The organism is Hylemonella gracilis ATCC 19624 (assembly GCF_000211835.1).
In the GTDB taxonomy this organism is placed as follows: Bacteria; Pseudomonadota; Gammaproteobacteria; order Burkholderiales; family Burkholderiaceae_C; genus Hylemonella; species Hylemonella gracilis.
The window spans coordinates 24,342-45,555 of record NZ_AEGR01000055.1; the positions used below are offsets into that span (position 1 = coordinate 24,342).

Annotated in this window: 20 protein-coding genes; 7 read left to right on the forward strand and 13 right to left on the reverse strand. The window is 66.2% G+C overall.

Going from position 1 to position 21,214, the window contains the following annotated elements:
- Nucleotides 1–116 precede the first annotated feature (116 nt).
- Nucleotides 117–1,847 (forward strand): GMC family oxidoreductase, encoded by a 1,731-nt coding sequence (locus HGR_RS08165; RefSeq protein WP_006297724.1) that lies wholly within the window; start codon nt 117–119, stop codon nt 1,845–1,847.
- Between the two features lie 332 nt (nt 1,848–2,179).
- Nucleotides 2,180–2,938, forward strand: coding sequence for a TSUP family transporter (locus HGR_RS08170; protein WP_006297725.1), 759 nt, complete (start codon nt 2,180–2,182; stop codon nt 2,936–2,938).
- 127 nt (nt 2,939–3,065) lie between these two features.
- On the opposite strand, the gene mrdA is transcribed toward HGR_RS08170, so the two are convergent.
- The 4 genes from mrdA to HGR_RS08190 all read right to left on the reverse strand — a co-directional run bounded on the left by mrdA (nt 3,066) and on the right by HGR_RS08190 (nt 7,901).
- Nucleotides 3,066–5,237, reverse strand: a complete 2,172-nt coding sequence (gene mrdA, locus HGR_RS08175; RefSeq protein WP_006297727.1) for a penicillin-binding protein 2 — start codon at nt 5,235–5,237, stop codon at nt 3,066–3,068.
- Between the two features lie 121 nt (nt 5,238–5,358).
- Nucleotides 5,359–5,889: a rod shape-determining protein MreD gene (gene mreD / locus HGR_RS08180; RefSeq protein ID WP_039852955.1), complete on the reverse strand. Its 531-nt coding sequence runs from the start codon at nt 5,887–5,889 to the stop codon at nt 5,359–5,361.
- The gene (mreC, locus tag HGR_RS08185; protein WP_006297729.1) at nt 5,886–6,806 is read right to left on the reverse strand and encodes a rod shape-determining protein MreC; all 921 of its coding nucleotides are present in this window, start codon (nt 6,804–6,806) and stop codon (nt 5,886–5,888) included. Before mreC ends, mreD begins: the two co-directional genes overlap by 4 nt.
- Nucleotides 6,807–6,857: 51 nt before the next feature.
- Complete coding sequence (locus HGR_RS08190; RefSeq protein ID WP_006297731.1) at nt 6,858–7,901, reverse strand: rod shape-determining protein; 1,044 nt, start codon at nt 7,899–7,901, stop codon at nt 6,858–6,860.
- 233 nt (nt 7,902–8,134) lie between these two features.
- Here HGR_RS08190 and gatC point away from each other — a divergent pair, with 233 nt between their 5' ends.
- From gatC to dmeF, 4 genes are all read left to right on the forward strand, one after another.
- On the forward strand, nt 8,135–8,467 hold the full coding sequence (gene gatC / locus HGR_RS08195) for an Asp-tRNA(Asn)/Glu-tRNA(Gln) amidotransferase subunit GatC (protein ID WP_006297732.1): 333 nt from the start codon (nt 8,135–8,137) through the stop codon (nt 8,465–8,467).
- Between the two features lie 61 nt (nt 8,468–8,528).
- Nucleotides 8,529–10,040 (forward strand): Asp-tRNA(Asn)/Glu-tRNA(Gln) amidotransferase subunit GatA, encoded by a 1,512-nt coding sequence (gene gatA, locus HGR_RS08200; protein WP_006297733.1) that lies wholly within the window; start codon nt 8,529–8,531, stop codon nt 10,038–10,040.
- A 2-nt stretch (nt 10,041–10,042) separates the two neighbouring features.
- On the forward strand, nt 10,043–11,515 hold the full coding sequence (gene gatB / locus HGR_RS08205) for an Asp-tRNA(Asn)/Glu-tRNA(Gln) amidotransferase subunit GatB (RefSeq protein ID WP_006297734.1): 1,473 nt from the start codon (nt 10,043–10,045) through the stop codon (nt 11,513–11,515).
- 44 nt (nt 11,516–11,559) lie between these two features.
- A complete protein-coding gene (gene dmeF / locus HGR_RS08210; protein WP_006297735.1) occupies nt 11,560–12,525 on the forward strand; it encodes a CDF family Co(II)/Ni(II) efflux transporter DmeF in 966 nt (321 codons plus the stop codon).
- A 74-nt stretch (nt 12,526–12,599) separates the two neighbouring features.
- On the opposite strand, the gene HGR_RS08215 is transcribed toward dmeF, so the two are convergent.
- The 9 genes from HGR_RS08215 to pyrE all read right to left on the reverse strand — a co-directional run bounded on the left by HGR_RS08215 (nt 12,600) and on the right by pyrE (nt 20,397).
- Nucleotides 12,600–13,067, reverse strand: coding sequence for a nuclear transport factor 2 family protein (locus tag HGR_RS08215; protein WP_006297736.1), 468 nt, complete (start codon nt 13,065–13,067; stop codon nt 12,600–12,602).
- A 25-nt stretch (nt 13,068–13,092) separates the two neighbouring features.
- Nucleotides 13,093–13,743: a methyl-accepting chemotaxis protein gene (locus tag HGR_RS08220; RefSeq protein WP_006297737.1), complete on the reverse strand. Its 651-nt coding sequence runs from the start codon at nt 13,741–13,743 to the stop codon at nt 13,093–13,095.
- A 216-nt stretch (nt 13,744–13,959) separates the two neighbouring features.
- Complete coding sequence (cynS, locus tag HGR_RS08225; RefSeq protein ID WP_006297738.1) at nt 13,960–14,403, reverse strand: cyanase; 444 nt, start codon at nt 14,401–14,403, stop codon at nt 13,960–13,962.
- A gap of 36 nt (nt 14,404–14,439) precedes the next feature.
- The gene (locus HGR_RS08230) at nt 14,440–15,234 is read right to left on the reverse strand and encodes an ABC transporter ATP-binding protein (RefSeq protein WP_006297739.1); all 795 of its coding nucleotides are present in this window, start codon (nt 15,232–15,234) and stop codon (nt 14,440–14,442) included.
- 55 nt (nt 15,235–15,289) lie between these two features.
- The gene (gene ntrB / locus HGR_RS08235) at nt 15,290–16,183 is read right to left on the reverse strand and encodes a nitrate ABC transporter permease (RefSeq protein ID WP_039852963.1); all 894 of its coding nucleotides are present in this window, start codon (nt 16,181–16,183) and stop codon (nt 15,290–15,292) included.
- A 20-nt stretch (nt 16,184–16,203) separates the two neighbouring features.
- Nucleotides 16,204–17,547 carry a CmpA/NrtA family ABC transporter substrate-binding protein gene (locus HGR_RS08240; protein WP_406564768.1) on the reverse strand — a complete coding sequence of 448 codons (1,344 nt, stop codon included), beginning with the start codon at nt 17,545–17,547 and terminating at the stop codon, nt 16,204–16,206.
- Nucleotides 17,548–17,765: 218 nt separating this feature from the next.
- The gene (locus tag HGR_RS08245) at nt 17,766–18,410 is read right to left on the reverse strand and encodes a response regulator transcription factor (RefSeq protein ID WP_006297742.1); all 645 of its coding nucleotides are present in this window, start codon (nt 18,408–18,410) and stop codon (nt 17,766–17,768) included.
- The gene (locus HGR_RS08250) at nt 18,407–19,600 is read right to left on the reverse strand and encodes a PAS domain-containing sensor histidine kinase (protein ID WP_006297743.1); all 1,194 of its coding nucleotides are present in this window, start codon (nt 19,598–19,600) and stop codon (nt 18,407–18,409) included. Before HGR_RS08250 ends, HGR_RS08245 begins: the two co-directional genes overlap by 4 nt.
- Before the next feature lie 101 nt (nt 19,601–19,701).
- Nucleotides 19,702–20,397 carry an orotate phosphoribosyltransferase gene (gene pyrE, locus HGR_RS08255; RefSeq protein ID WP_006297744.1) on the reverse strand — a complete coding sequence of 232 codons (696 nt, stop codon included), beginning with the start codon at nt 20,395–20,397 and terminating at the stop codon, nt 19,702–19,704.
- 13 nt (nt 20,398–20,410) lie between these two features.
- On the opposite strand from pyrE, the gene HGR_RS08260 reads away from it, so the two are divergent.
- Nucleotides 20,411–21,208: an exodeoxyribonuclease III gene (locus tag HGR_RS08260; RefSeq protein WP_006297745.1), complete on the forward strand. Its 798-nt coding sequence runs from the start codon at nt 20,411–20,413 to the stop codon at nt 21,206–21,208.
- Nucleotides 21,209–21,214: the final 6 nt, after the last annotated feature.

Consider the following 21,214-nt stretch of genomic DNA (forward strand, 5'->3'; position numbering starts at 1 on the left):
CCCGCGAATGATCGCGACGATGTAAGCCAAGGCGACCAGATCGGGATTGAGCGCGCAGTTGGGGCGATCTTTTCCGCTGGCTGCCTTTCTGAGCATTGATTCAAACGACAACATCCATGAGCGAGACCACCTTCGACTTCATCATCATCGGCGCGGGCACGGCGGGTAGCCTGCTCGCCAATCGCCTGAGCGCCGATGCATCCAAGCGAGTGCTGCTGATCGAGGCCGGTCGCAAGGACGACTACCACTGGATTCACATCCCCGTCGGTTACCTGCATTGCATCGGCAACCCGCGCACCGACTGGCTCTACCAGACCGAACCGGACGCCGGACTCAATGGCCGTGCGCTGCGCTACCCGCGCGGCAAGGTGCTGGGCGGCAGCTCCAGCATCAACGGCATGATCTACATGCGCGGCCAGGCACGGGACTACGACCAGTGGGCCCGGCTCACGGGCGACATGCGCTGGAGCTGGGACCAGGTGTTGCCCTACTTCAAGCGGCATGAAGACCATTACCGGGGCGACCCGGTGGGCCAGCGTGCGAAGGACGCACCGTTTGCCGCCGACCCGGCTTTCGCGGCTTTCCATGGCACCGGCGGCGAGTGGCGCGTGGACCAACAGCGCCTGCGCTGGGAGGTGCTGGACGCCTTCGCGCGCGCTGCCCAGCAGGCCGGCATTCCCGCCACTGAGGACTTCAACCGAGGCAACAACGAGGGCGTGGGCTATTTCGAGGTCAACCAGAAGAACGGCCTGCGCTGGAATACCGCCAAGGCGTTTCTGCGCCCCGCCTGTTACGCCCGCCCGAATTTCGAGCTGTGGACCTCGGCCCAGGTTTCGCGCCTGCTGTTCGAGGACGGCGCCGATGGCCGGCCGCGCTGCGTGGGTGCGCAGGTCTGGACGGGGCACGAACAGGTGACCGCGCGCTTGCCGCGGGACGGCACGGGCGAGCTCATCCTGTGCGCGGGCAGCATCGGGACGCCGCAGATCCTGCAGCTCTCGGGCCTCGGCCCCGGCGCGCTCTTGCAGCAACACGGCGTGCCCATGGTGCAGGACCTGCCTGGCGTGGGCGCCAACCTGCAGGATCACCTGCAGATCCGCGCGGTCTACAAGGTGCGGGGCCCGAAGGACCGGCGCGGCCTCACGCTCAACACCCTGGCGGACAGCGCCTGGGGCAAGTTGAAGATCGGGCTGGAATATGCCCTGCGCCGCAGCGGGCCCATGAGCATGGCCCCGAGCCAGCTGGGCGCCTTCACGCGCAGCAGCCCTGGCCTGGATCGGCCCAACCTGGAGTACCACGTGCAGCCGCTGTCGCTGGACGCCTTCGGCGAACCCCTGCACGGCTTCAACGCCTTCACGGCCAGCGTCTGCAATCTGCAACCGACCAGCCGGGGCACGGTGCGCATCCGCAGCGCGCGTTTCGAAGACGCCCCGGCCATCGCGCCCAACTACCTGTCCACGCCGGAGGACCGACAGGTCGCGGCCGAATCATTGCGGGTGACGCGGCGCATCGTGGCGCAGCCCGCACTCGCGCCCTACCAGCCCGAGGAATGGAAACCCGGCCTGCCGCCCAGCGGACCCGATCAGAGCGACGCGGATTTGGCGCGCCTCGCGGGCGACATCGCCACCACCATCTTCCACCCCGTGGGCACGACCAAGATGGGGCGTGTGGAGGGCCCGGATGCGGACCCGATGGCCGTGGTGGACGCGGAACTGCGCGTGCGCGGCGTCACGGGCCTGCGCATCGCCGACGCCGGCGTGATGCCCCTCATCACCAGCGGCAACACCAATGCGCCCACGCTGATGATCGCCGAGCGCCTGGCCGAACTGCTGCGCCGGGGACAGCGCTAGAGCCCGAAATTGGGCGGGGCTAGGGCAAACGCGCGCACGGGAAAATCCCGATGCCCTCAATTGGTGCCCGGGCCTACAGTCACGTCACTCAAGGTGCGGCAGACGAGCTGCCGCAGACGCGAGGAACCGAGGACGACACTGGCTTGTTGAACTAGAAAACAAAATAAAGTTACCATCCACAGCAGATGGCTCTGCAAAAGCACCGCGCGCAAGCCCGGTGCTTTTTTATTGCTGGCTGTCGTGCCACGCCTTCCGAGGCCCTCGCTCCACACACCCTCCCCTCACAGCCCGCTGGCCTCGGCCGCAAGGGCGTCGCTTGTTACATTTTTCCCATGGAATTGTTGTTTGTCTCGCTGGCCTCGCTGCTGGCTGGCTTCGTGGACGCCATCGTCGGCGGCGGTGGCCTGATTCTGGTGCCCGCCTTGTTCGCCACCTACCCCGGCGCCAGCGCCGCCACCCTGCTGGGCACCAACAAATCGGCCTCGGTCTGGGGCACCGCGTTCTCGGCGACGCAGTACGCGCGGCGGGTGGAGCTGCGCTGGCGCGCGCTGCTCCCGGCCATGGCGCTGACGCTGATCGGCTCCTTCCTTGGCGCCTGGCTGGTCACGCTGATTTCCACGGCCTTCCTGCGCAAGCTGCTGCCCCTGGTGCTGCTGGCCGTGTTGCTCTACACCCTGGCCCGCAAGGACCTGGGCCGGGCGCACGCGCCGCGCTACGCGGGCCGCGCCGAGGCGGTGGTGGCGGGCAGCATCGGTCTGTTGATCGGTTTCTACGACGGCCTTTTCGGCCCCGGCACGGGCAGCTTCTTCATCTTCCTGATGGTGCGCCTGCTGGGGTACGACTTCCTGCACGCCTCGGCCCACGCCAAGTTGCTCAATGTCTGCAGCAACGTGGCGGCGATCGTGCTGTTTGGCCTACGAGGCCATGTCTGGTGGCATGTCGCGCTGGTGCTGGCCCTGGCCAACGTGGCGGGCAGCCTGCTGGGCACCCGGCTCGCGCTCAAACATGGCGCGGGCTTCGTGCGCGGGGTGTTCATCGTGGTCGTGGTCGCGCTGATCCTCAAGACGGGGCGCGACGCCTTCTGGCCCTGACACGCCTGTCGCGGGCCTCGCGCTGTCCATGCTGAGGTGCTTCGCCCCACAAGTGTGAGGGCCCGAGCTGGCCCCGACCAAGCCCAGTGCCCGTGCCCGGTACGCACCAGGCCGGCAGCTGGGCCGCTTATTGCCCAGCAGGGCCGTCCATGAAGACTTCCTGTGCGGGAACCACGGGCACGGACTCGGGCTGAGGCAACTGGGTCTGAACAGGCTGGGCGGCCTGACCCGGACCGGTCACCTCGGTCAGCACCGACTCGCGGCGCTCTTGCGGCGAGGGCGCGGGCGGCTTCTGGAACCAGGCGCGCTTCAAGCCCCCCAGGGCCTTGACTTCGTCGTCGATGCTGCGCGGTGGCCACGCCACCTCGGCGGCCAGGCGCGGACGGCCAATCGGGTAAGCGGCCAGCCCCTGGCTCACGGCGTACAGGTCTTCCACGCTGGGGTACTGGCCCAATAGCCAGTAATCGAACACGCGCCGGGCGATGGGCGCGGCTTGTTCGGCGCCCCAACCCGCGTTCTCGACCACCAGCGCCACGGCTATGCGCGGCTCATCGGCGGGGGCGAAGGCCATGTACAGGGCGTGGTCACGCTGGTGTTCTTCCAGCTTGCGGGCGTCGTACTTGTCCTTCTGGCTGATGGTCACGGCCTGGGCCGTGCCGGTCTTGCCCGCGCTGAGGTACTTGGCGCCAGCGAAAGAACGGGCCGAGGTGCCTTCTTGGGTCACGCCCACCAGAGCGCGACGCACCGCCTCCAGGTTCTGCGGGTTGTAGCCCAGGCTCTGAGGCGGCGTCTTGGCGGTTTCGTGCATGCGCAGGGTTTGCGGGTCCTGCGTGCCGATGACCAAGTGCGGGCGCTGACGCAGTCCATCGTTGGCCAGCGTGGCCGTCGCCGTGGCCAGCTGCAGCATGGTGAAGGTGTTGTAGCCCTGGCCAATGCCGAGTGAAATCGTCTCGCCAGCGAACCAGCGCTGCAGACTGGGTTGCTTGAAGGCACGGCGCTTCCACTCTTGGTTGGGCAGCACGCCTCGCACCTCGCCCTGGATGTCGATGCCCGTGATCTGGCCGAAGCCCAGCGGCTTCATGAAGTCATGGATGGCTTCCACGCCCAGGTCGTTGGCCAGGGCGTAGTAATACACATTGCTGGACTTGACGATGCTGCGGTACAAATCCACCACGCCCAAGCCGAAGTCGCCGTGGCTGCGGTAGGTGTGGCCGCCCAGAGTCCAGGAACCCGAGTCCACGATGGTGGCGCTCGGGTCGCGCTTGCCCAGTTCGAGGGCGGCCAGGGCCATGAAGGGCTTGTAGGTCGAACCGGGCGGGTAAATGCCCCGCAAGGCGCGGTTGAGCAAGGGCTTCTCGATGGACTCGTTCAGTTCCTGCCAGGATTCCTGGTCCACGCCTTCAACGAAGATGTTGGGATCGAAGGTCGGCTTGGAGACGAAGGCGAGGATCTCACCGTTGTTCGGGTCCATCGCCACCAACGCGCCACGACGGTCGCCAAACATTTGCTCGACCAGGTGCTGGAGCTTGATGTCGATGGACAGCAGCACGTTGTCACCCGGCTTGTCTGGCTTGGTCGCCAGCGTCCGCATGATCACGCCGCCCGCCGAGGTTTCGATGCGCTCGAAACCAGTCTGGCCGTGCAACTGCTTTTCGAAGCTTTGCTCCACACCCAGCTTGCCGATGTAGTCGGTGCCGCGGTAGTTGGCCTGCTCCTCGGCGGGCCAGGCTTCGATGCGGCGCTTCTCGCTGGTGTTGATGCGCCCGATGTACCCCACGACGTGGCTGCCCAATTCTCCCCAGGGGTAATTGCGCAGCAGGCGAGCGCGCAGTTCCACGCCCTTGAAGCGGTACCGCTGAACGGTGAAACGCGCCACCTCTTCATCGGTCAGGCGGATGCGGATGGGCAGCGATTCAACCCCCCGGCTTTCCTGCATCAGTCGGCGGAAGCGCTGACGGTCGCGCGGGGAAATGTCCACCAGCTGAGCGAGCTCGTCGATGGTCTTGGGCAGGTCATCCACCTGGGCGGGCGTGATTTCCAGGGTGTAGGCCGAATAATTGGTGGCCAGCGGAATGCCGTTGCGGTCAAGGATCAGGCCGCGCGCAGGTGTCAGCGGGACGATGGTGGTGCGGTTCACCTCCGCCTGGGCCTGCAACTCAGCATGGCGAAACACCTGCAAGTACACCAGCCGCACCATCAGCAGCAGGAAGCAGATCGCGATCACCCCCGCCAGCACCAGGGCGCGGTTGCGGAAGCGGTGCAGGTCCGCCTCGACGTTGCGCAGCTCGGTCAGGGCCATGACTCACCCATTCAGGCACGCTGACGCTGGTTCACCGACGGGCCGCACCCGGCGCGAGCAATGCACCGGGCCAAGCCGGTACGGTAGACAGCGGTCTGTGCAAGGTTGACGCGCGGACATCTCATAGTGGCCGGTTGGCATCTGGATCAGGCGCGCGGCGTTGCGGCAGCAGCAACAGCAAGGTCGCGACGGGCCAAAGCAAGGCCTCGATCAGGGGCGCCAGGAACATGGACCACCCAGGAAACTCGCCCCCCAGCATCATGCGCACCGCCAGGGTGACGAGATGCGCCGCCGCCATGATAGGCAGCACCTGCAGGGCCTGCCCGGACACGGGAAACCAAAGGATGCGCCGATGCACGGCCGTGGCGAAGAAGCTCAGCACCGAGTAGGCCAGCGCATGCTGACCCAGCACGCTGCCTTGGTGCACGTCCATCAGCAAGCCAAACAGAAAGGCACCCGTCATGCCCACGCGGCGCGGCTGGTGCACGCCCCAGAAAACCAAGGTCAGGGCCAGCAGGTCCGGCGCCCAGGGCGCTCGGCCCCAGAGCACGAAATTGCCCATCATGCCCAGGGCCAGGGCGCCCACGAGACTGCCCCAGATGAAGGTCGGCTTGGCGGGCAGCAGCAGTTGTTGGCCTACGTTGAGCATCATCCGCCTCCTTTGCGCGGTGTGCCCGGCGCGGGCGCCGTCGTTGCGGGCCGCGGCGGCACTCGGCCGGCCAGGGACTCGAGCACCAGCACCTGGCTGGCCCCGTCGACCCGCGCCTGCGGTTCACAGAAGATCTGGGCGAAGGCTGCCGCGGGGCGGCGCTCCACCCGGCTGACCCGCGCCACCGGCAGGCCGGCGGGGTAGACGCCGTCGATGCCGCTGGTCACCAGCAGGTCGCCCGGCTGCACATCGGCGTCGACGGCCATGTAGCGCAGCTCAAGCCGCCCACCTTGACGATCAGGCTCGCCAAACACCACGGCGCGCACACCGGTGCGCGTGTTGACGATGGGAGTGGCCTGCGCGGCATCGATGACCAGGGTGACCTCGGCCAGGGCGGCATGCACCCGGGTCACCTGGCCCAGCAAACCGGAATCATCGATGACCGGAGCGCCAGCGCTCACCCCGTGCAGCAAGCCGCGGTCAATGACGACGCGGTGCACATAAGGATCGGCGGCATCGTAGAGCACCTGCGCGGCCTGGCTGGCCGTGGACAAGCGCGGTCGCAGATCGAGCAGGCGGCGCAATTGCTCGTTTTCGAGCGCCAGCTGTTCATGGTTCAGCACGCGGGGCGTCTGCTGGCGCAGCAGTTCCTGGCTGTGCGCGGCGAGGTCGCGGGCATAACGCAGGTCTTGCGCCGCTTCGTACAGGTCACGGCTCCACTGCACGGGCTGTTGCAGCGCCCATTGCAGGGGATAGACCACCGCGGAGATCACCGTGCGCAGGGGACCGGTGATTTGGAAGCGGGTGTCCGCGACCATCAGGAAGAGCGACAGCGCGCCAGCCAGCAAGAGCCGAGACAGGGCGGAAGCGCCTTGGCGGAAGAAGGGCGGTGGCGATCTGTCCAGCGTACCGAGCGCCATAGGGGTGTGAGACCTTTTTCCCGCGAATCAGACGGGTTCGATGAGTCCGGTTTACTCGTTGGTGAAGATGGCGCCCAGATGGTCCATGCGTTCCAGGGCGATGCCGCAGCCGCGCACCACGCAGGTCAGCGGGTCTTCGGCCACCAGCACGGGCAGGCCGGTTTCCTCGGACAGCAGGCGGTCCAGGTCACGCAGCAGCGCACCGCCGCCGGTCAGCATCATGCCGCGGTCGGCGATGTCGGCGCCGAGTTCGGGCGGGGTCTGTTCCAGCGCGTTCTTGACGGCGGACACGACGTTGTTCAGCGGATCGGTCAGCGCTTCCAGGATTTCGTTGCTGGAGATGGTGAAAGCGCGCGGAACGCCTTCGGACAGGTTGCGGCCGCGCACTTCCATCTCGCGGACCTCGCTGCCTGGGAAGGCCGAGCCGATGTCCTTCTTGATCAGTTCCGCGGTCGGCTCGCCGATCAGCATGCCGTAGTTGCGGCGGATGTAATTGATGATGGCTTCGTCGAACTTGTCGCCCCCCACGCGGACCGAGCCCTTGTAGACCATGCCGCCCAGGGAGATTACGCCGACTTCGGTGGTACCGCCGCCGATGTCCACGACCATGGAGCCGGAAGCCTCGGACACCGGCAGGCCCGCGCCGATGGCGGCGGCCATGGGTTCCTCGATCAGGTAGACCTCGGACGCGCCAGCGCCCAGGGCCGATTCGCGGATAGCCCGGCGCTCCACCTGGGTCGAGCCGCAGGGCACGCAGATGATGATGCGCGGGCTGGGCTTGAACATGCTGCGCGGATGCACCATGCGGATGAACTGCTTGAGCATCTGCTCGGTGACGGTGAAGTCGGCGATCACGCCGTCCTTCATGGGGCGGATCGCCTCGATGTTGCCCGGCACCTTGCCCAGCATCGACTTGGCTTCGTGGCCGACCGCCTGAATGGATTTCTTGCCCTGGGGGCCGCCTTCGTGGCGAATCGCCACCACCGAGGGTTCGTTGAGCACCAGCCCTTTGTCACGGGCGTAAATCAGCGTGTTGGCCGTGCCCAGATCAATCGCCAGGTCGGTCGAGAAATACTGGCGAAACGCTTCAAACATTGCTCTATCCTTTGGGTGCCGCGGGTGTCCTTGAAGGCGGGATAATACCCCATCCCCTGTGCGCGCCCAGGCTGCGCCAGGCCCGCCGGAACGGGGATGAGCCCAGGAATTACACCGCTTACACGCGGTTTCAAGCCTGCCATCCACCCCTTGGACGCTCAAGCAAGCCGCTTGCGTGCCCGAGCGCTCCGGCAACCGCCCTGCCCAACCTCTGCCTCAACACGGTTTTCGCCATGTCCCTGACTTCCGCCGACATCACGCGCATCGCCAGCCTGGCCCGGCTGGAACTGAGCCCCGCCGAGGGCGAACGCATGCGCGAACGCATCAACGGCTTCTTCGCCATCGTCGAGCAGATGCGCGCGGTGGACACCACCGGCATCGAGCCCCTGTCGCACCCGACCATGGCCGCCGCCTACCAGGCCGCCGGTCGTCAGGCCGAGACCGCGCAAGCAGCCCTGCGTCTGCGCGAGGACCGCGCCAGCGAGGCCAACCAACGCGAGGCCAATCAGCGCAGCGCCCCGGCCGTGGAACGGGGGCTGTTCCTCGTGCCCAAGGTCATCGAGTGATGCCGCATCAATTAACGCTGATTTGTCCCGTTTCTGAACACCTCCAAGAACAAGACCGAGCATGAGCGATTTGCATGAACTCAGCGTGGCCCAGCTAGCCGCGCAACTGCGTCAGAAAAAGGTGTCCGCCGTCGAGGCGGCGCAGCACTTTTTGGCGCGCATCAAGACCCACCAGAACCTGGCCGCCTTCCTCGCCGTCGATGAGGAAGCGACGCTGACCCAGGCCCGCGCCGCCGACGCGCGCCTCGCCGCGGGCGACAGCGCGCCCCTGCTGGGCGTGCCGATCGCGCACAAGGACATCTTCGTGACGCGGGACTTCCCCAGCACCGCGGGCAGCAAGATGCTGACCGGCTACCGCTCGCCCTTCGACGCGACCGTGGTCGCGCGACTCGGCCAGGGCGCGCCCGACCAAGGCCCCGGCGCGGGCGCCGTCACCCTGGGCAAACTCAGCTGCGACGAATTCGCCATGGGCTCGTCCAACGAAGCCGTGGCCGTGCCGGCCGTCGGTTTCTCCTCGGCAACCCCGGTGAAGAACCCCTGGGACCCGGCTCGCGTGCCCGGCGGATCCTCGGGCGGCAGTGCCGCCGCCGTGGCCGCGCGCCTGGCACCCGCCGCGACCGGCACCGACACGGGCGGATCCATCCGCCAGCCCGCCAGCTTCTGCGGCATCACCGGCATCAAGCCCACCTACGGCCGCGCCAGCCGCTACGGCATGATCGCCTACGCCTCCAGCTTGGACCAAGCCGGGCCGATGGCGCGCTCCGCCGAGGACTGCGCCCTGCTGCTGTCGGCCCTGTGCGGGCCGGACCTGGACCGTGACTCCACCTCGCTCGACTTGCCCGCCGAGGACTTCAGCCGCGGGCTGAACGACAAGGTCGACGGTCTGCGCATCGGCATCCCCAAGGAATTCTTCGGCGCAGGTCTGGCCGCCGACGTGCGCGCGGCCATCGACGCCGCCCTGAAGGAATACGAAAAGCTCGGCGCCAAGCTGGTCGAGATCTCGCTGCCGCGCACCGAGCTGGCCATTCCGGTCTACTACATCATCGCCCCGGCCGAAGCCAGCTCCAACCTGAGCCGCTTCGATGGCGTGAAGTTCGGCCACCGCGCCAAGGACTACACCGACCTGCTGGACATGTACAAGAAGAGCCGCAGCGAAGGCTTCGGCGAGGAGGTGCAGCGCCGCATCATGATCGGCGCCTATGTGCTGAGCCATGGCTACTACGACGCCTACTACCTGCAGGCGCAGAAGATCCGCCGCATGCTCGCCGACGATTTCCAGAACGCCTTCCAGCACTGCGACGTGATCGCCGGCCCCGCCGCCCCCAGCGTGGCCTGGCAGATCGGCGGCCATGGTGACGACCCCGTGGCCGACTACCTGGCCGACATCTACACCCTGCCCGCCTCGCTCGCGGGCCTGCCGGGCCTGAGCCTGCCGGTCGGCTTCGGAGACGGCGGCCTGCCCGTGGGCCTGCAGCTGATCGGCAACTACCTGCAGGAAGCGAAGCTGCTCAACGCGGCGCACCGCTACCAGCAGGCCACCGATTTCCACCTTCGCACCCCCGCGGGTTTCTGACCATGAGCAGCAAGTTGATCCAAGGCTACGAAGTTGTCATCGGCTTCGAGACGCACGCCCAGCTTTCGACCGAGAGCAAGATTTTCAGCCGCGCGCCCACGGCCTTTGGCGCCGAGCCCAACACCCAGGCCAGCGCGGTGGACCTGGCCCTGCCCGGCACCCTGCCGGTGATGAACCGGGGCGCGGTGGAACGCGCCATCCAGCTCGGCCTGGCCCTGGGCTCGCACGTCGCGCCGCGCAGCATCTTCGCGCGCAAGAACTACTTCTACCCCGACCTGCCCAAGGGCTACCAGATCAGCCAGTTCGAAATCCCGGTCGTGCAAGGCGGCGAAGTGTCGTTCTACCTGGGCGACGAGAAGAAGACGGTGCGCCTCGTGCGCGCGCACCTGGAAGAAGACGCCGGCAAGTCCCTCCATGAAGACTTCATCGGGCAAAGCGGCATCGACCTCAACCGCGCGGGCACACCGCTGCTGGAGATCGTGACCGAACCCGACATCCGCAGCAGCGAGGAAGCCGTGGCCTACGCCAAGGAACTGCACAAGATCGTGACCTGGATCGGCATCTGCGACGGCAACATGCAGGAAGGGAGCTTCCGCTGCGACGCCAACGTCTCGGTGCGCAAGCCCGGCGCACCGCTGGGCACGCGCCGCGAGATCAAGAACCTGAACTCCTTCAAGTTCATGCAGCAAGCCATCGACTACGAGATCCGCTGGCAGATCGAGCAGATCGAGGACGGCCACGCCATCCAGCAAGCCACGGTGCTCTTCGACCCCGACACGGGCGAGACCCGCGCCATGCGCACCAAGGAAGACGCGGCAGACTACCGCTACTTCCCCGACCCGGACCTGCCGCCGCTGGTGATCGCGCCCGAGTGGATCGAGCGCGTGAGAGCGCAGATGCCCGAGCTTCCGAACGACTTGGCCAAGCGCCTCCAAGAAGAAGACGGTCTACCAGCTTACGACGCCGTGCAGATGACGCAAAGTCGCGCCATTGCTCGCTTCTACAAGATGACCCGTGAGCGTTGCCAGCAACCCAAGCTAGCAGCAAACTGGATCATGGGCGAGGTTTCAAAGCGCTTGAACGCCGAAGGCATAGATATCGAACAGCTCGAAGTTCGCGGCTTCACTCCGGCAATCCTGGGCGACATGATCCGATCTATTCATGACGGAATCATCTCCAACAACGCAGGGAAACAAGTACTGGATGAGCTCTGGCTAGGTGGGGATTCCTCAAATCCGCAAGCCCGTGTAGCTGCCGTCATCGAAGCCAAAGGCCTCAAGCAGATGAACGACTCCGGCGCGCTGGAAAAAATCATCGACGAGGTGATCGCCGCCAACCCGGACAACGTGGCCCAGTTCAAAGCCGGCAAGGACAAAGCTTTCAACGCCCTGGTGGGTCAGGCCATGAAGGCCAGCAAGGGCAAGGCCAACCCGCAGCAGGTCAACGACCTGCTGAAGAAAAAGCTGGCCGGGTAAACCGAGCACGCCGTTCCGACCCGTCTCGCGCCGAGGTACAGCCCATGCACACCCACGATCTTTCCAAATGGCGGCACGCGCATGTGTTCAGCACGAACAGCGCCTCGGCGGAGCGCGGCACCCAGGCCGTGATGTGGATCACCCTGGCCATGATGGCCGTCGAGATCGGCGCGGGCTGGTGGTCCAACTCCATGGCCCTGCTGGCGGACGGCTGGCACATGAGCTCGCACGCCCTGGCGCTGGGCCTGAGCGCCCTGGCCTATGCCGCGGCGCGGCGCTACGCCAGCGACCGCCGCTTCGCCTTCGGCACCTGGAAGATCGAGGTGCTGGCCGGGTACACCAGCGCATTGCTGCTGGTCTGCGTGGCGGCCCTCATGGTGGTGGGCTCCATCGACCGCCTCTGGTCACCCAAGCCCATCCTGTACCAGGAAGCCATCCCGATCGCCGTCATCGGCCTGCTGGTGAACCTGCTGTGCGCCTGGATACTCCACCGCGCCGGGCACACGCACCATGACCATGACGGGCACGCCCACGGGCACAGCCATCACGCCCATGAGGGACAGCATCCGCATCACCACGACCTCAACCTGAAGTCGGCCTACCTGCACGTGGTGGCCGATGCCGCGACCTCCGTGCTGGCGATCGTGGCGCTGATGGGCGGCCAAATGCACGGCTGGGCCTGGCTGGACCCGGTCATGGGCCTGGTGGGCGCGGTCTTGATCGTGATGTGGGCGCGCAAGCTGATCGCCGACACCGGCAAGGTGCTGCTGGACTGCGAGATGGACCACGACGTGGTCGCCGAAATCAGCGAGGCCATCACGGCCGATTTCAAGGAAGGCGAAACGCAGCTGACCGACCTGCATGTCTGGCGCGTCGGCAAGGACGCCTACGCCGTGGCGCTGGCCCTGGTCACGCACGACCGAACGCTGACGCCGGAGCGCGTGAAGACGGCCCTCGCGATCCACGAGGAAATCGCCCACGTCACCGTGGAAATCAACCTCTGCAGCTGAACCACCGTGCCGGCGCGCAAGCTGGCACTCTGTGCCACTCTACCGACCGCGCCTGAAGGATTGGCCGGCGGGGCTTACAAACCCAGATCACTCAGACTGGGGTGGTCGTCCGGCCGCCGCCCCAGGGGCCAGTGGAACTTGCGGTCCTCGGGCTTGATGGGCAGGTCGTTGATGCTGGCGTAGCGACGCTGCATGTAGCCCAGTTCGTTGAACTCCCAGTTCTCATTGCCGTAGGAGCGGTACCACTGGCCGGAGTCGTCATGCCATTCGTAGGCGAAGCGGACCGCGATGCGGTGCCCGCTGACGGCCCAGAGTTCCTTGATCAGGCGGTAGTCCAGCTCACGCGCCCACTTGCGCTGCAGGAAGGCTCGCACCTGCTCACGTCCGACCGGAAACTCGGCGCGGTTGCGCCAGCGCGTGTCCTCGGTGTAGACCAAGGCCACGCGGTCCGGGTCGCGTGAATTCCAGGCGTCCTCGGCCATGCGCACTTTTTGCGCCGCGGTCTCGGGCGTGAACGGGGGCACGGGGGGTTTCGGGTCCATGGCAAAGCTCCTCAGGTGTTGCAACTCAAACCGCGCGCTGGCTCCGGTCCGCGAGCGTGACCGCCTGGCGCGTCAGGCGGTCGATTTCTCCGGTGATGTCCGACAGCACGTTGGCGACCACCGCGAATTCACGGCCATGTTGCCCCGCGCGCGCCGCCATGATCTGGGCATTGAAGCTCACCACCTTGGCTTCCTTGGCGACGCTCTGGATATCGCCCACGATGCCCACGAGCTCCGTCATCATGGTATCGGACTTGGCCTTGGTCACTTCGTCGAAGGCCGTGGTCGCGGTGTTGAGCACGTCCAGGATGCGGTCGATCAAGCCCACGAGTTCCAGCAGCGATTCGGCCACGCCAGAAGCCTTGCGCTCGATCTGCTCCAGCGTGCGCTGCATGAGCTGCATGAAGGCAGCAATCACCGGGCCGACGCCGTTCGGGCCGTGGTAGGTGTCCGCGATCTTTTGGGCGGCAGCCTTGTCCAAAGACAAGACGGTGTCTTGCAGATGCTGCTGACTTTCGGTGAAGACGTGCAAACTGCGTTGCGCGGCTTCCAGTTTCTGCGCGTCGCCGCGTGAAGCCAGCAGGGTTTGCAAAATCATGCGCTGCGACAACATGCGCTGCCGCGCGGCCAGATTGACCAGGGACAGTCCCTGGACGTGCGCTGGCCGTTCCGACATTGGCGAGGGGGTGATGACGCGCGGCGTGAAAGCTGGCGTCGTGGTCGCGGCAGGAAAAGGGGTCGAGTTCATGGAAGACGCTGGAGCATGGCCTCACGGAAAGGACCCGATTGCGTCAGCACGCGTCCTTGGCCTCGACCTTGCACACCCTGGCCGCGGCGATCTCGACAGTGGAGAACGCCATGGCGGCTGAGCGCCCACGGTCGTTTGAAACGATCAATAGGTCTTGTAGGGCAGGAACTTGCCCGACAGCAGCACGTTGACGCGGTCGCCCTTGGGGTCGGCCTCGCGCGTGATGTCCATCTTGAAGTCGATGGCGCTCATGATGCCGTCGCCAAACTCCTCGTGGATCAGCTCCTTGATCGTGGTGCCATAGACGTTGACGATCTCGTACCAGCGGTAGATCAGCGGGTCGGTGGGCACGGCCGTGGTGAGCGAGCCCTTGTAGGGCACGACCTGCAGCCACTTTTGCTCCTCCTCGTTCAGGCCAAAGATCGCGCCGAGGGTCTTGGCCTGCGCGGCGTCGAAGGTCATCTGGCCCAAGCAGCCGGCGGTGACCCATTCCTTGCTGAGGCCCACCTTGGCGGCCACGTCCTCCCATTTGAGGCCCTTGGACACCTTGACGGTGATGATTTTTTCGGTGACGTCGTTGCGGTTCATGGAATGCTCCTGGGTTGGGGAAAACGGCGCGCGCCCTCAATGGGCCTGCGCGCGCGAAACGAGAAAATCAACGATGTGGTTGCGCAGCGCGTAGTAGCCGTCCAGGTGGTGCAGCCCGGCACGTTGGCGATCACGCGGCAGCGGGTTGACCACCACCTCGGCGATGCCGCCGGGCTGGTAGCGGCCTTCACGCTCGCCGCCATTGCGCATGAGCAGGATGCGGTCGGCCAGCAGAATGGCCTCGTCCACGTCGTGCGTGATCATGAACACGGTCTGCTGCGTCTGGCGCACGATGGCCATCAATTCGTCCTGGATGGCGCCTCGCGTCAGGGCGTCCAGCGCGCCGAAGGGCTCGTCCAGCAGCAGCATCTTGGGCGCGATGGAGAAGGCACGCGCGATGCCCACGCGCTGCTTCATGCCACCCGACAACTCGCTGGGTTTGCGGTCGATGGCGTGGCTCAGGCCCACCATCTCGACGTAGCGCTCCACATGGGCGCGCAGTTCGGCGGCCTTCATCTCCGGCCAGCGCGAGCGCACGGCGAAGGCGATGTTCTGCCGCACGCTGAGCCAAGGCATCAAGGCGTGCCCTTGGAAGACCACGCCGCGCTCCAGACTGGGCCCCGAGACCTCGCGTCCGTCCATGAAGACATGGCCGGCGCTGGCCTGGTCCAACCCCGCCAGCACATTCAGGATGGTGGTCTTGCCGCAGCCCGAATGGCCGATGATGCAAACGAACTCGCCCTTGTCGAGCGTGAAGGAGACATCGGCGAAGACCGGCCGCTCGGGCACATAGGCCTTGGCCAGCCCTTCGATTTTGAGGAAGGTCTTCACGCCGACTGGCTCCGTACCCGGGTTGCGCGATTCATGGCGAGCAGCATTGCGAGCTTCACTCCACATAGGTCACGGCCTTCTGCAGGCGGCCGAACAACAGGTCGAGCAGCATGCCCACGACGCCGATGACGGTGATCGCGAAGATCACGTTGGACAGCGAGAGGTTGTTCCATTCGTTCCAGACGAAATAGCCGATGCCCGTGCCGCCGACCAGCATTTCGGCCGCCACGATGACCAGCCAGGCGATGCCCATGCTGATGCGCATGCCCGTGACGATGGTGGGCGCGGCCGCGGGCAGGATGACCAGGAAAGCTTTTCGCAGCGGGCTGACTTCCAGCGTGGCCGCGACGTTGAGCCAATCGCGCCGCACCGCCGCCACGCCAAACGCCGTGTTGATGAGCATGGGCCAGACCGAGCAGATGAAGATCACGAAGATGCCGCTGGCCGAGGAATCCTTGATGGTGTAGAGCGCCAGCGGCATCCAGGCCAGGGGGCTGATGGGCTTGAGCACCTGGATGTACGGGTCGAGGGCGCGCCGCAGCAAGGGCGACATGCCGATCACGAAACCCAAGGGCACGGCCACCAAACAGGCCAGCAAGAAGCCCAGCCCCACGCGCGCCAACGAATGGCCGAGCTGGATCGCGATGCCCTTGTCGTTCGGACCGTTGTCGTAGAAGGGGTTGCTCAGGTGTTTCCACGCGGTGCGCGCGAATTCGGCCGGTGCGGGGAAACCGCCTTGCTTGCCCGACGCGGAGGCACCCGCCGCCGCGCCCGGGTCCTTGCCCATCATCTTGAGGTACTCGATTTCCTCGGGCGTCAGGTTGGCGGCCCCGCCCGCCGCGGAGGCCACAGGCACGGTCGCGACGTGCCAAACGAACGCCAGCATCAGGAACAGGAGCAGGGACAACAGGGCCGCGCGTGGCCCCTGTGCTTGCAGTACGCGTTTCATGCGAATGCCATCGGGGGAGTTCACGCCGCCTTGCGGATCTTGAAGCTCTTGGCGTAATCGGCGGCCTTGGCCGGGTCGAACTCACGCCCCATGATCTTGAACTTGGGGTAGCTGCCCTCGGGCACGGGTTGACCCAGGGCGGCCATCTGCTTCTTGGCGTCGGTGAGCAGGAAGACCTTCTCGGCGATCTGCTTGTAATTCACATCGCCCTGCAGATAGCCCCAACGCTGCATCTGCGTGAGCATCCACACCGCCATGCTCTGCCAGGGCATGGGGTCGAAGTCGGCGCGGTTGGGCACGTTCTGCACCTTGCCCAGGCCGTCGGCGAACTTGCCGGTCAGCACCTGCTGCAACACGATCTCGGGTTGGTTCAGGTACTGCGCGGGCGCGATGGTCTTGGCGATCAGTTCGCGGTTCTCGGCCTTGCGCGCCATGGCCGCCGAAGTCAGCACGGCACGGTACAGGGCGGCGAAGGTGTTGGGGTTCTGCTGAATGAAGTCGGCGCTGGTGCCGAAGGCACAGCACGGGTGACCATCCCACAGGTCCTTGGTCAGCAGATGGATGAAACCGATTTCCTCGTACACCGCGCGCTGGTTGAAGGGATCAGGGCCGAGGTAGCCGTCGATGTTGCCGGCACGCAGGTTGGCCACCATCTCGGGCGGCGGCACGACGCGGATTTGGATGTCGGTGTCCGGGTTCAAGCCATGCTCGGCCACGTAATAACGCAGCAGGAAGTTGTGCATGGAATAGTCGAAGGGCACGGCGAACTTGAAGCCCTTCCAGTCCTTGGGATCGCGTTTGTCCTTGTGCTTGAGCGCCAGGGTGATGGCCTGGCCATTGGTGTTCTGGATCGCCGCCACCTGCATGGGCGCGGGGTTGGACCCCAGGCCCAGACTCATGGCCAGTGGCATGGGGCTCAGGAAGTGCGTGGCGTCGTACTCCTTGTTGAGCATCTTGTCGCGGATCAGCGCCCAGCCCGCCGTCTTGACCACTTCCACGTTCAAGCCCTGCTGGCTGTAGAAGCCCATGGGGTGGGCCATGATGAGGGGCGTGGCGCAAGTGATCGGGATGAAGCCGATCTTGATGTCTTTCTTCTCGAGCGCACCCTTGTCCTGCGCCATGGCCTGCAAGGCCGACACGGGCAGCAGCGAGGCGATGGCCGCGCGCGCGGTGTTCGCGCCCACGGCCTTGAGGAAACGACGGCGCACGCTGTCGACCGGGAAGATCGCCTTGATCAGGCTGGCCTCGACGAAGTCACGCGACAGGGCTTCGGCCTCGGTCGCGAGCGAGGCGCTGCGCGTGGCGGCCATCGACGCAGCGTGATCGGCCGGCGCGTGATCCTGACCGCAGGAACAGCGCAGCATCAGCGGACGGTCCGCGTCGTACGGTGCATAGGTCTGGGCATCCGTGTCGGACGAGACAGACGAGACGGGCTGGGCAGGCAGTCGGGACATGGCGCACCTCTTTCAAGAAAAGATGCTGTCCTTACGCAAGTCGTGCGCCAGTCGCGTGGTCTGCACGCGGCTGGCGGTACTTCGGCGCAAAGTCGCCGATGATTTTTCGCGGCCTTGTAGGGCTGGCCCTACAAATTTCGGGACGTGGCATCGCGCTCGGCATAGAGCGCCAGCTCCACATCGTTCTTGGTTCCGGTCTTTTCGAGGATGCGCGCCCGGTAGGTGCTGACCGTGTTGGGTGCGAGGCCCAGCTGCGCACCAATCTCGCTCACGCTGCGCCCCTGGATGAGCAGACGGAAGACCTGGTGCTCGCGGTGTGACAGCGCCTCCGCACCGCCGCGCCCGGCCACCGCGCCGGCCAAGGCCTCGGCCGCGGCGGGTGTGACGAACACGCCGCCGGCCGCCGCCTTGCGCACGGCGGCCAGCATCACATCCGGGTCAGCGCTCTTATTCAAGTACCCCGCTGCGCCCAGCTTGATGCAACGCGCGGCGTACTGGCGCTCAGGATAGGTGCTGAGCATCAGCACGGGCAGGCGCGGGTGCGCGGTGCGCAACTGCTGCAGCACGTCCAGCCCATCGCGACCAGGCAGGGCGATGTCCAGCAGCACCAGGTCCAGCCGATCAGCCATCACCTGCACCTGTTCCAACACATCCGGGCCGGTGGCGGCCTCGGCCACCACCTGCACACCCGGATCATCGGACAGGATCTGCTTGAGGCCCTCGCGCACGATGCGGTGGTCGTCGCCGATCAGGATGCGCAGGAGTTCGCTCATGGCGTCACCGGCATCAGCAAGGCGAACGTCGTACCGCGACCCGGCTGGCTGTCGATGGTCACCTGGCCACCGAAGTGGCGCGCGCGTTCGCGCATGCCCATCACGCCATAGGCCGTGGCGGCCTCGAAGGCCTCGGGCGCCGCGCCCCGCCCGTCATCGCGCACGCTCAGGCGCAACTGGCACGCATCGGCCTCGATGCGGATGGCGACAGCGCGGGCCTGGGCATGACGGCCCACATTGCTCAACATTTCCTGGAAGATGCGGAACACCGCCATGGCCGCGGGCTCGGGCAGCTCGACGCCCGCCTGCACGTCCATCTGCCAGGTCAGGTCCAGCTCGGCGGATTGCACGAATTCCTGGGCCTGCCATTCGAGCGCGGCCCACAGGCCCTGATGGTCCAGGATGCTGGGGCGCAGGTCGGTGATGATGCGTCCCACGTTCTCCACCGCGTTCTCGATCATGCGGCTCATGCCGTGGCACTTGCAGCGCAGGCGTTCACGCAGCGCGTCGGCCTCGTCGGGCGCGGGCGTTTCGCCCAGGCGCTTGGCCAGCCAGTTCACGTCCATCTTGAGCGCGACCAACAGGCTGCCCAGTTCGTCATGGACCTCGCGCGCGATGCGCGTGCGCTCGTCCTCGCGCGCCGAGTCCAGCCAGGCCGAGAGTTTGCGCATCTGCGACAGCGCGTCGGACAGCTCGCGCGTGCGCTCGTCGACGCGCAACTCCAGCTCCTCCTTGGCGCGGCGCAAGGCGTCGGCCGCCTGCTTGCGCGGCGTGATGTCCACGATGGTGGCCATCGCGCCCAGCACCATGCCGTTGTCGACCACCGGGTGCGAGGTGTACTCGGCCGGAAAACTGGTGCCGTCGCGCCGCCAGAGCACCTCGTTGTCGATCCGGCAGGACTGGCCCTGGCGGAAGGCGTTGAAGATCGGGCAGTCGCGCTCGTGGTAAGGCTGGCCGTCCTGGCGCGTGTGGTGGATCAGCTCGTGCATGTTGCGGCCGATCACCTCGACCGGCTCGTAGCCCAGCATGCGCGCACCCGCCGCGTTGATGAAGATGCAGCGCCCCGCGAGGTTGACGCCGAACATGCCCTCGCCGGTCGATTCGAGCAAGAGGGCCAGGCGGTCGCGCCACAGCGGATGGGCCAGGGACTGGCCTTCGTGTTGCGCGGGGGTTTCAAGCGAGGAAGACATGGCGGTGTTGGCAGGGTCTCATGGCAAGGAAGCAAGCGTCATGCCGCTGGCCATCGCTGGCTCACCCTAACCTTGGCCCTGACCTGGACCGCCCGCGGCCGCTACTGGGCGACGCCGTAACGCTGTCGGTAAGCGAGCACGCGCGCGTGGTCGGCGCCGGAGGCCCCGGCACCCTGGCACTCCAAGTAGCGCAGCAGGTCTTCCAGACGGGCGATGGTGGCCACCTGCATGCCCAGGCGATCGCGCACGTACTGCACGGCGCTGTAGGGCACGTCGGCGCCGTTCTCGGTCGCCATCTCCTGGCGGTCCAGCGCGATCACCACCGCGTGGGCCTGGGCGCCCGCGGCCTCGATGAGGGCGATCGATTCGCGCACCGCCGTGCCGGCCGACATCACGTCGTCCACGATCAGCACCCGGCCCTTGAGCGGCGCACCGACCAGCGAGCCGCCCTCGCCGTGGTCCTTGGCCTCCTTGCGGTTGTAGGCGAAGGGCCGGTTGTGGCCGCGCCGCGCCAGCTCCACCGCCACCGCCGCGCCCAGCGGAATGCCCTTGTAGGCGGGGCCAAAAATCATGTCGAATTCCAGCCCGCCCTCGCGCATCGCGTCCAGCAGCGCAGCCGCATAGAATTCCGCGAGCCGGCCCAGTTTGGCCCCGTCGTCGAACAGGCCCGCGTTGAAGAAGTAGGGCGAGAGCCGCCCCGCCTTGGTCTTGAACTCGCCAAAGCGCAGCACGCCGCATTCCACCGCGAAGGCCACGAACTCCTGGGCCAACGCTTCCTTCTTTTCTTCACCCGCCATGGCTACAACATCCTTGTTCAATCTGGTCAGTCTCAACCTCAACGGCATCCGTTCCGCCACCAGCAAGGGGCTGGAAGCCTGGCTTGAAAAGACGCGCCCGGATTGTATTTGCGTGCAGGAAGTCAAGGCCCAGGCGCCGGACGTGGCCGGCAAGTTCGAGCAGCTCGCCGGCTTGCAAGGCCACTTCCATTACGCCGAGAAGAAGGGCTACTCGGGCGTGGCCGTCTACACGAAACACGCGCCCAGCGATGTGCTGATCGGCTACGGTTCGCCCGAGTTCGACGCCGAAGGCCGCTGGGTGGAACTGCGCTACGACACGCCCAAGCGCAAGCTCTCACTGATCAGTTGCTACTTCCCCAGCGGCTCCTCGGGGGAAGACCGCCAGCAGGCCAAGTTCCGCTTCCTCGACGAAATGTGGGCGCACCTGCAGTCGCTGCGCGGTCAGCGCGAATTCATCCTCTGCGGTGACGTGAACATCGCGCACAAGGAGATGGACCTGAAGAACTGGAAGGGCAACCTCAAGAACAGCGGTTTCCTGCCCGAGGAGCGTGCCTGGATGACCAAGCTGCTGGACCCGCAGCAGGGCGGCCTGGTCGACGTCTACCGCACGCTGGAACCCGAGGCCATCGACACCGCCTACACCTGGTGGAGCAACCGCGGTCAGGCCTACGCCAAGAACGTCGGCTGGCGCATCGACTACCACCTGGCCACGCCCGCCCTGGCGGCGCTGGCGCGCCAGACCGGCGTCTACAAGGACGAGAAGTTCAGCGATCACGCGCCGCTGTCGGTCAGGTACGACCTGACGATCTGACAAGAA

Coding starts and splice junctions, on each gene's coding strand:
- pyrE (WP_006297744.1), bottom strand. CDS start 20,397: ATGGCGGGTGAAGAAAAGAAGGAAGCGTTGGCCCAGGAGTTCGTGGCC.
- HGR_RS08170 (WP_006297725.1), top strand. CDS start 2,180: ATGGAATTGTTGTTTGTCTCGCTGGCCTCGCTGCTGGCTGGCTTCGTG.
- gatC (WP_006297732.1), top strand. CDS start 8,135: ATGTCCCTGACTTCCGCCGACATCACGCGCATCGCCAGCCTGGCCCGG.
- mreC (WP_006297729.1), bottom strand. CDS start 6,806: ATGGCGCTCGGTACGCTGGACAGATCGCCACCGCCCTTCTTCCGCCAA.
- gatB (WP_006297734.1), top strand. CDS start 10,043: ATGAGCAGCAAGTTGATCCAAGGCTACGAAGTTGTCATCGGCTTCGAG.
- HGR_RS08240 (WP_406564768.1), bottom strand. CDS start 17,547: ATGCTGCGCTGTTCCTGCGGTCAGGATCACGCGCCGGCCGATCACGCT.
- HGR_RS08215 (WP_006297736.1), bottom strand. CDS start 13,067: ATGGACCCGAAACCCCCCGTGCCCCCGTTCACGCCCGAGACCGCGGCG.
- ntrB (WP_039852963.1), bottom strand. CDS start 16,183: ATGAAACGCGTACTGCAAGCACAGGGGCCACGCGCGGCCCTGTTGTCC.
- HGR_RS08250 (WP_006297743.1), bottom strand. CDS start 19,600: ATGTCTTCCTCGCTTGAAACCCCCGCGCAACACGAAGGCCAGTCCCTG.
- dmeF (WP_006297735.1), top strand. CDS start 11,560: ATGCACACCCACGATCTTTCCAAATGGCGGCACGCGCATGTGTTCAGC.
- mrdA (WP_006297727.1), bottom strand. CDS start 5,237: ATGGCCCTGACCGAGCTGCGCAACGTCGAGGCGGACCTGCACCGCTTC.
- HGR_RS08245 (WP_006297742.1), bottom strand. CDS start 18,410: ATGAGCGAACTCCTGCGCATCCTGATCGGCGACGACCACCGCATCGTG.
- HGR_RS08220 (WP_006297737.1), bottom strand. CDS start 13,743: ATGTCGGAACGGCCAGCGCACGTCCAGGGACTGTCCCTGGTCAATCTG.
- cynS (WP_006297738.1), bottom strand. CDS start 14,403: ATGAACCGCAACGACGTCACCGAAAAAATCATCACCGTCAAGGTGTCC.
- mreD (WP_039852955.1), bottom strand. CDS start 5,889: ATGATGCTCAACGTAGGCCAACAACTGCTGCTGCCCGCCAAGCCGACC.
- gatA (WP_006297733.1), top strand. CDS start 8,529: ATGAGCGATTTGCATGAACTCAGCGTGGCCCAGCTAGCCGCGCAACTG.
- HGR_RS08190 (WP_006297731.1), bottom strand. CDS start 7,901: ATGTTTGAAGCGTTTCGCCAGTATTTCTCGACCGACCTGGCGATTGAT.
- HGR_RS08165 (WP_006297724.1), top strand. CDS start 117: ATGAGCGAGACCACCTTCGACTTCATCATCATCGGCGCGGGCACGGCG.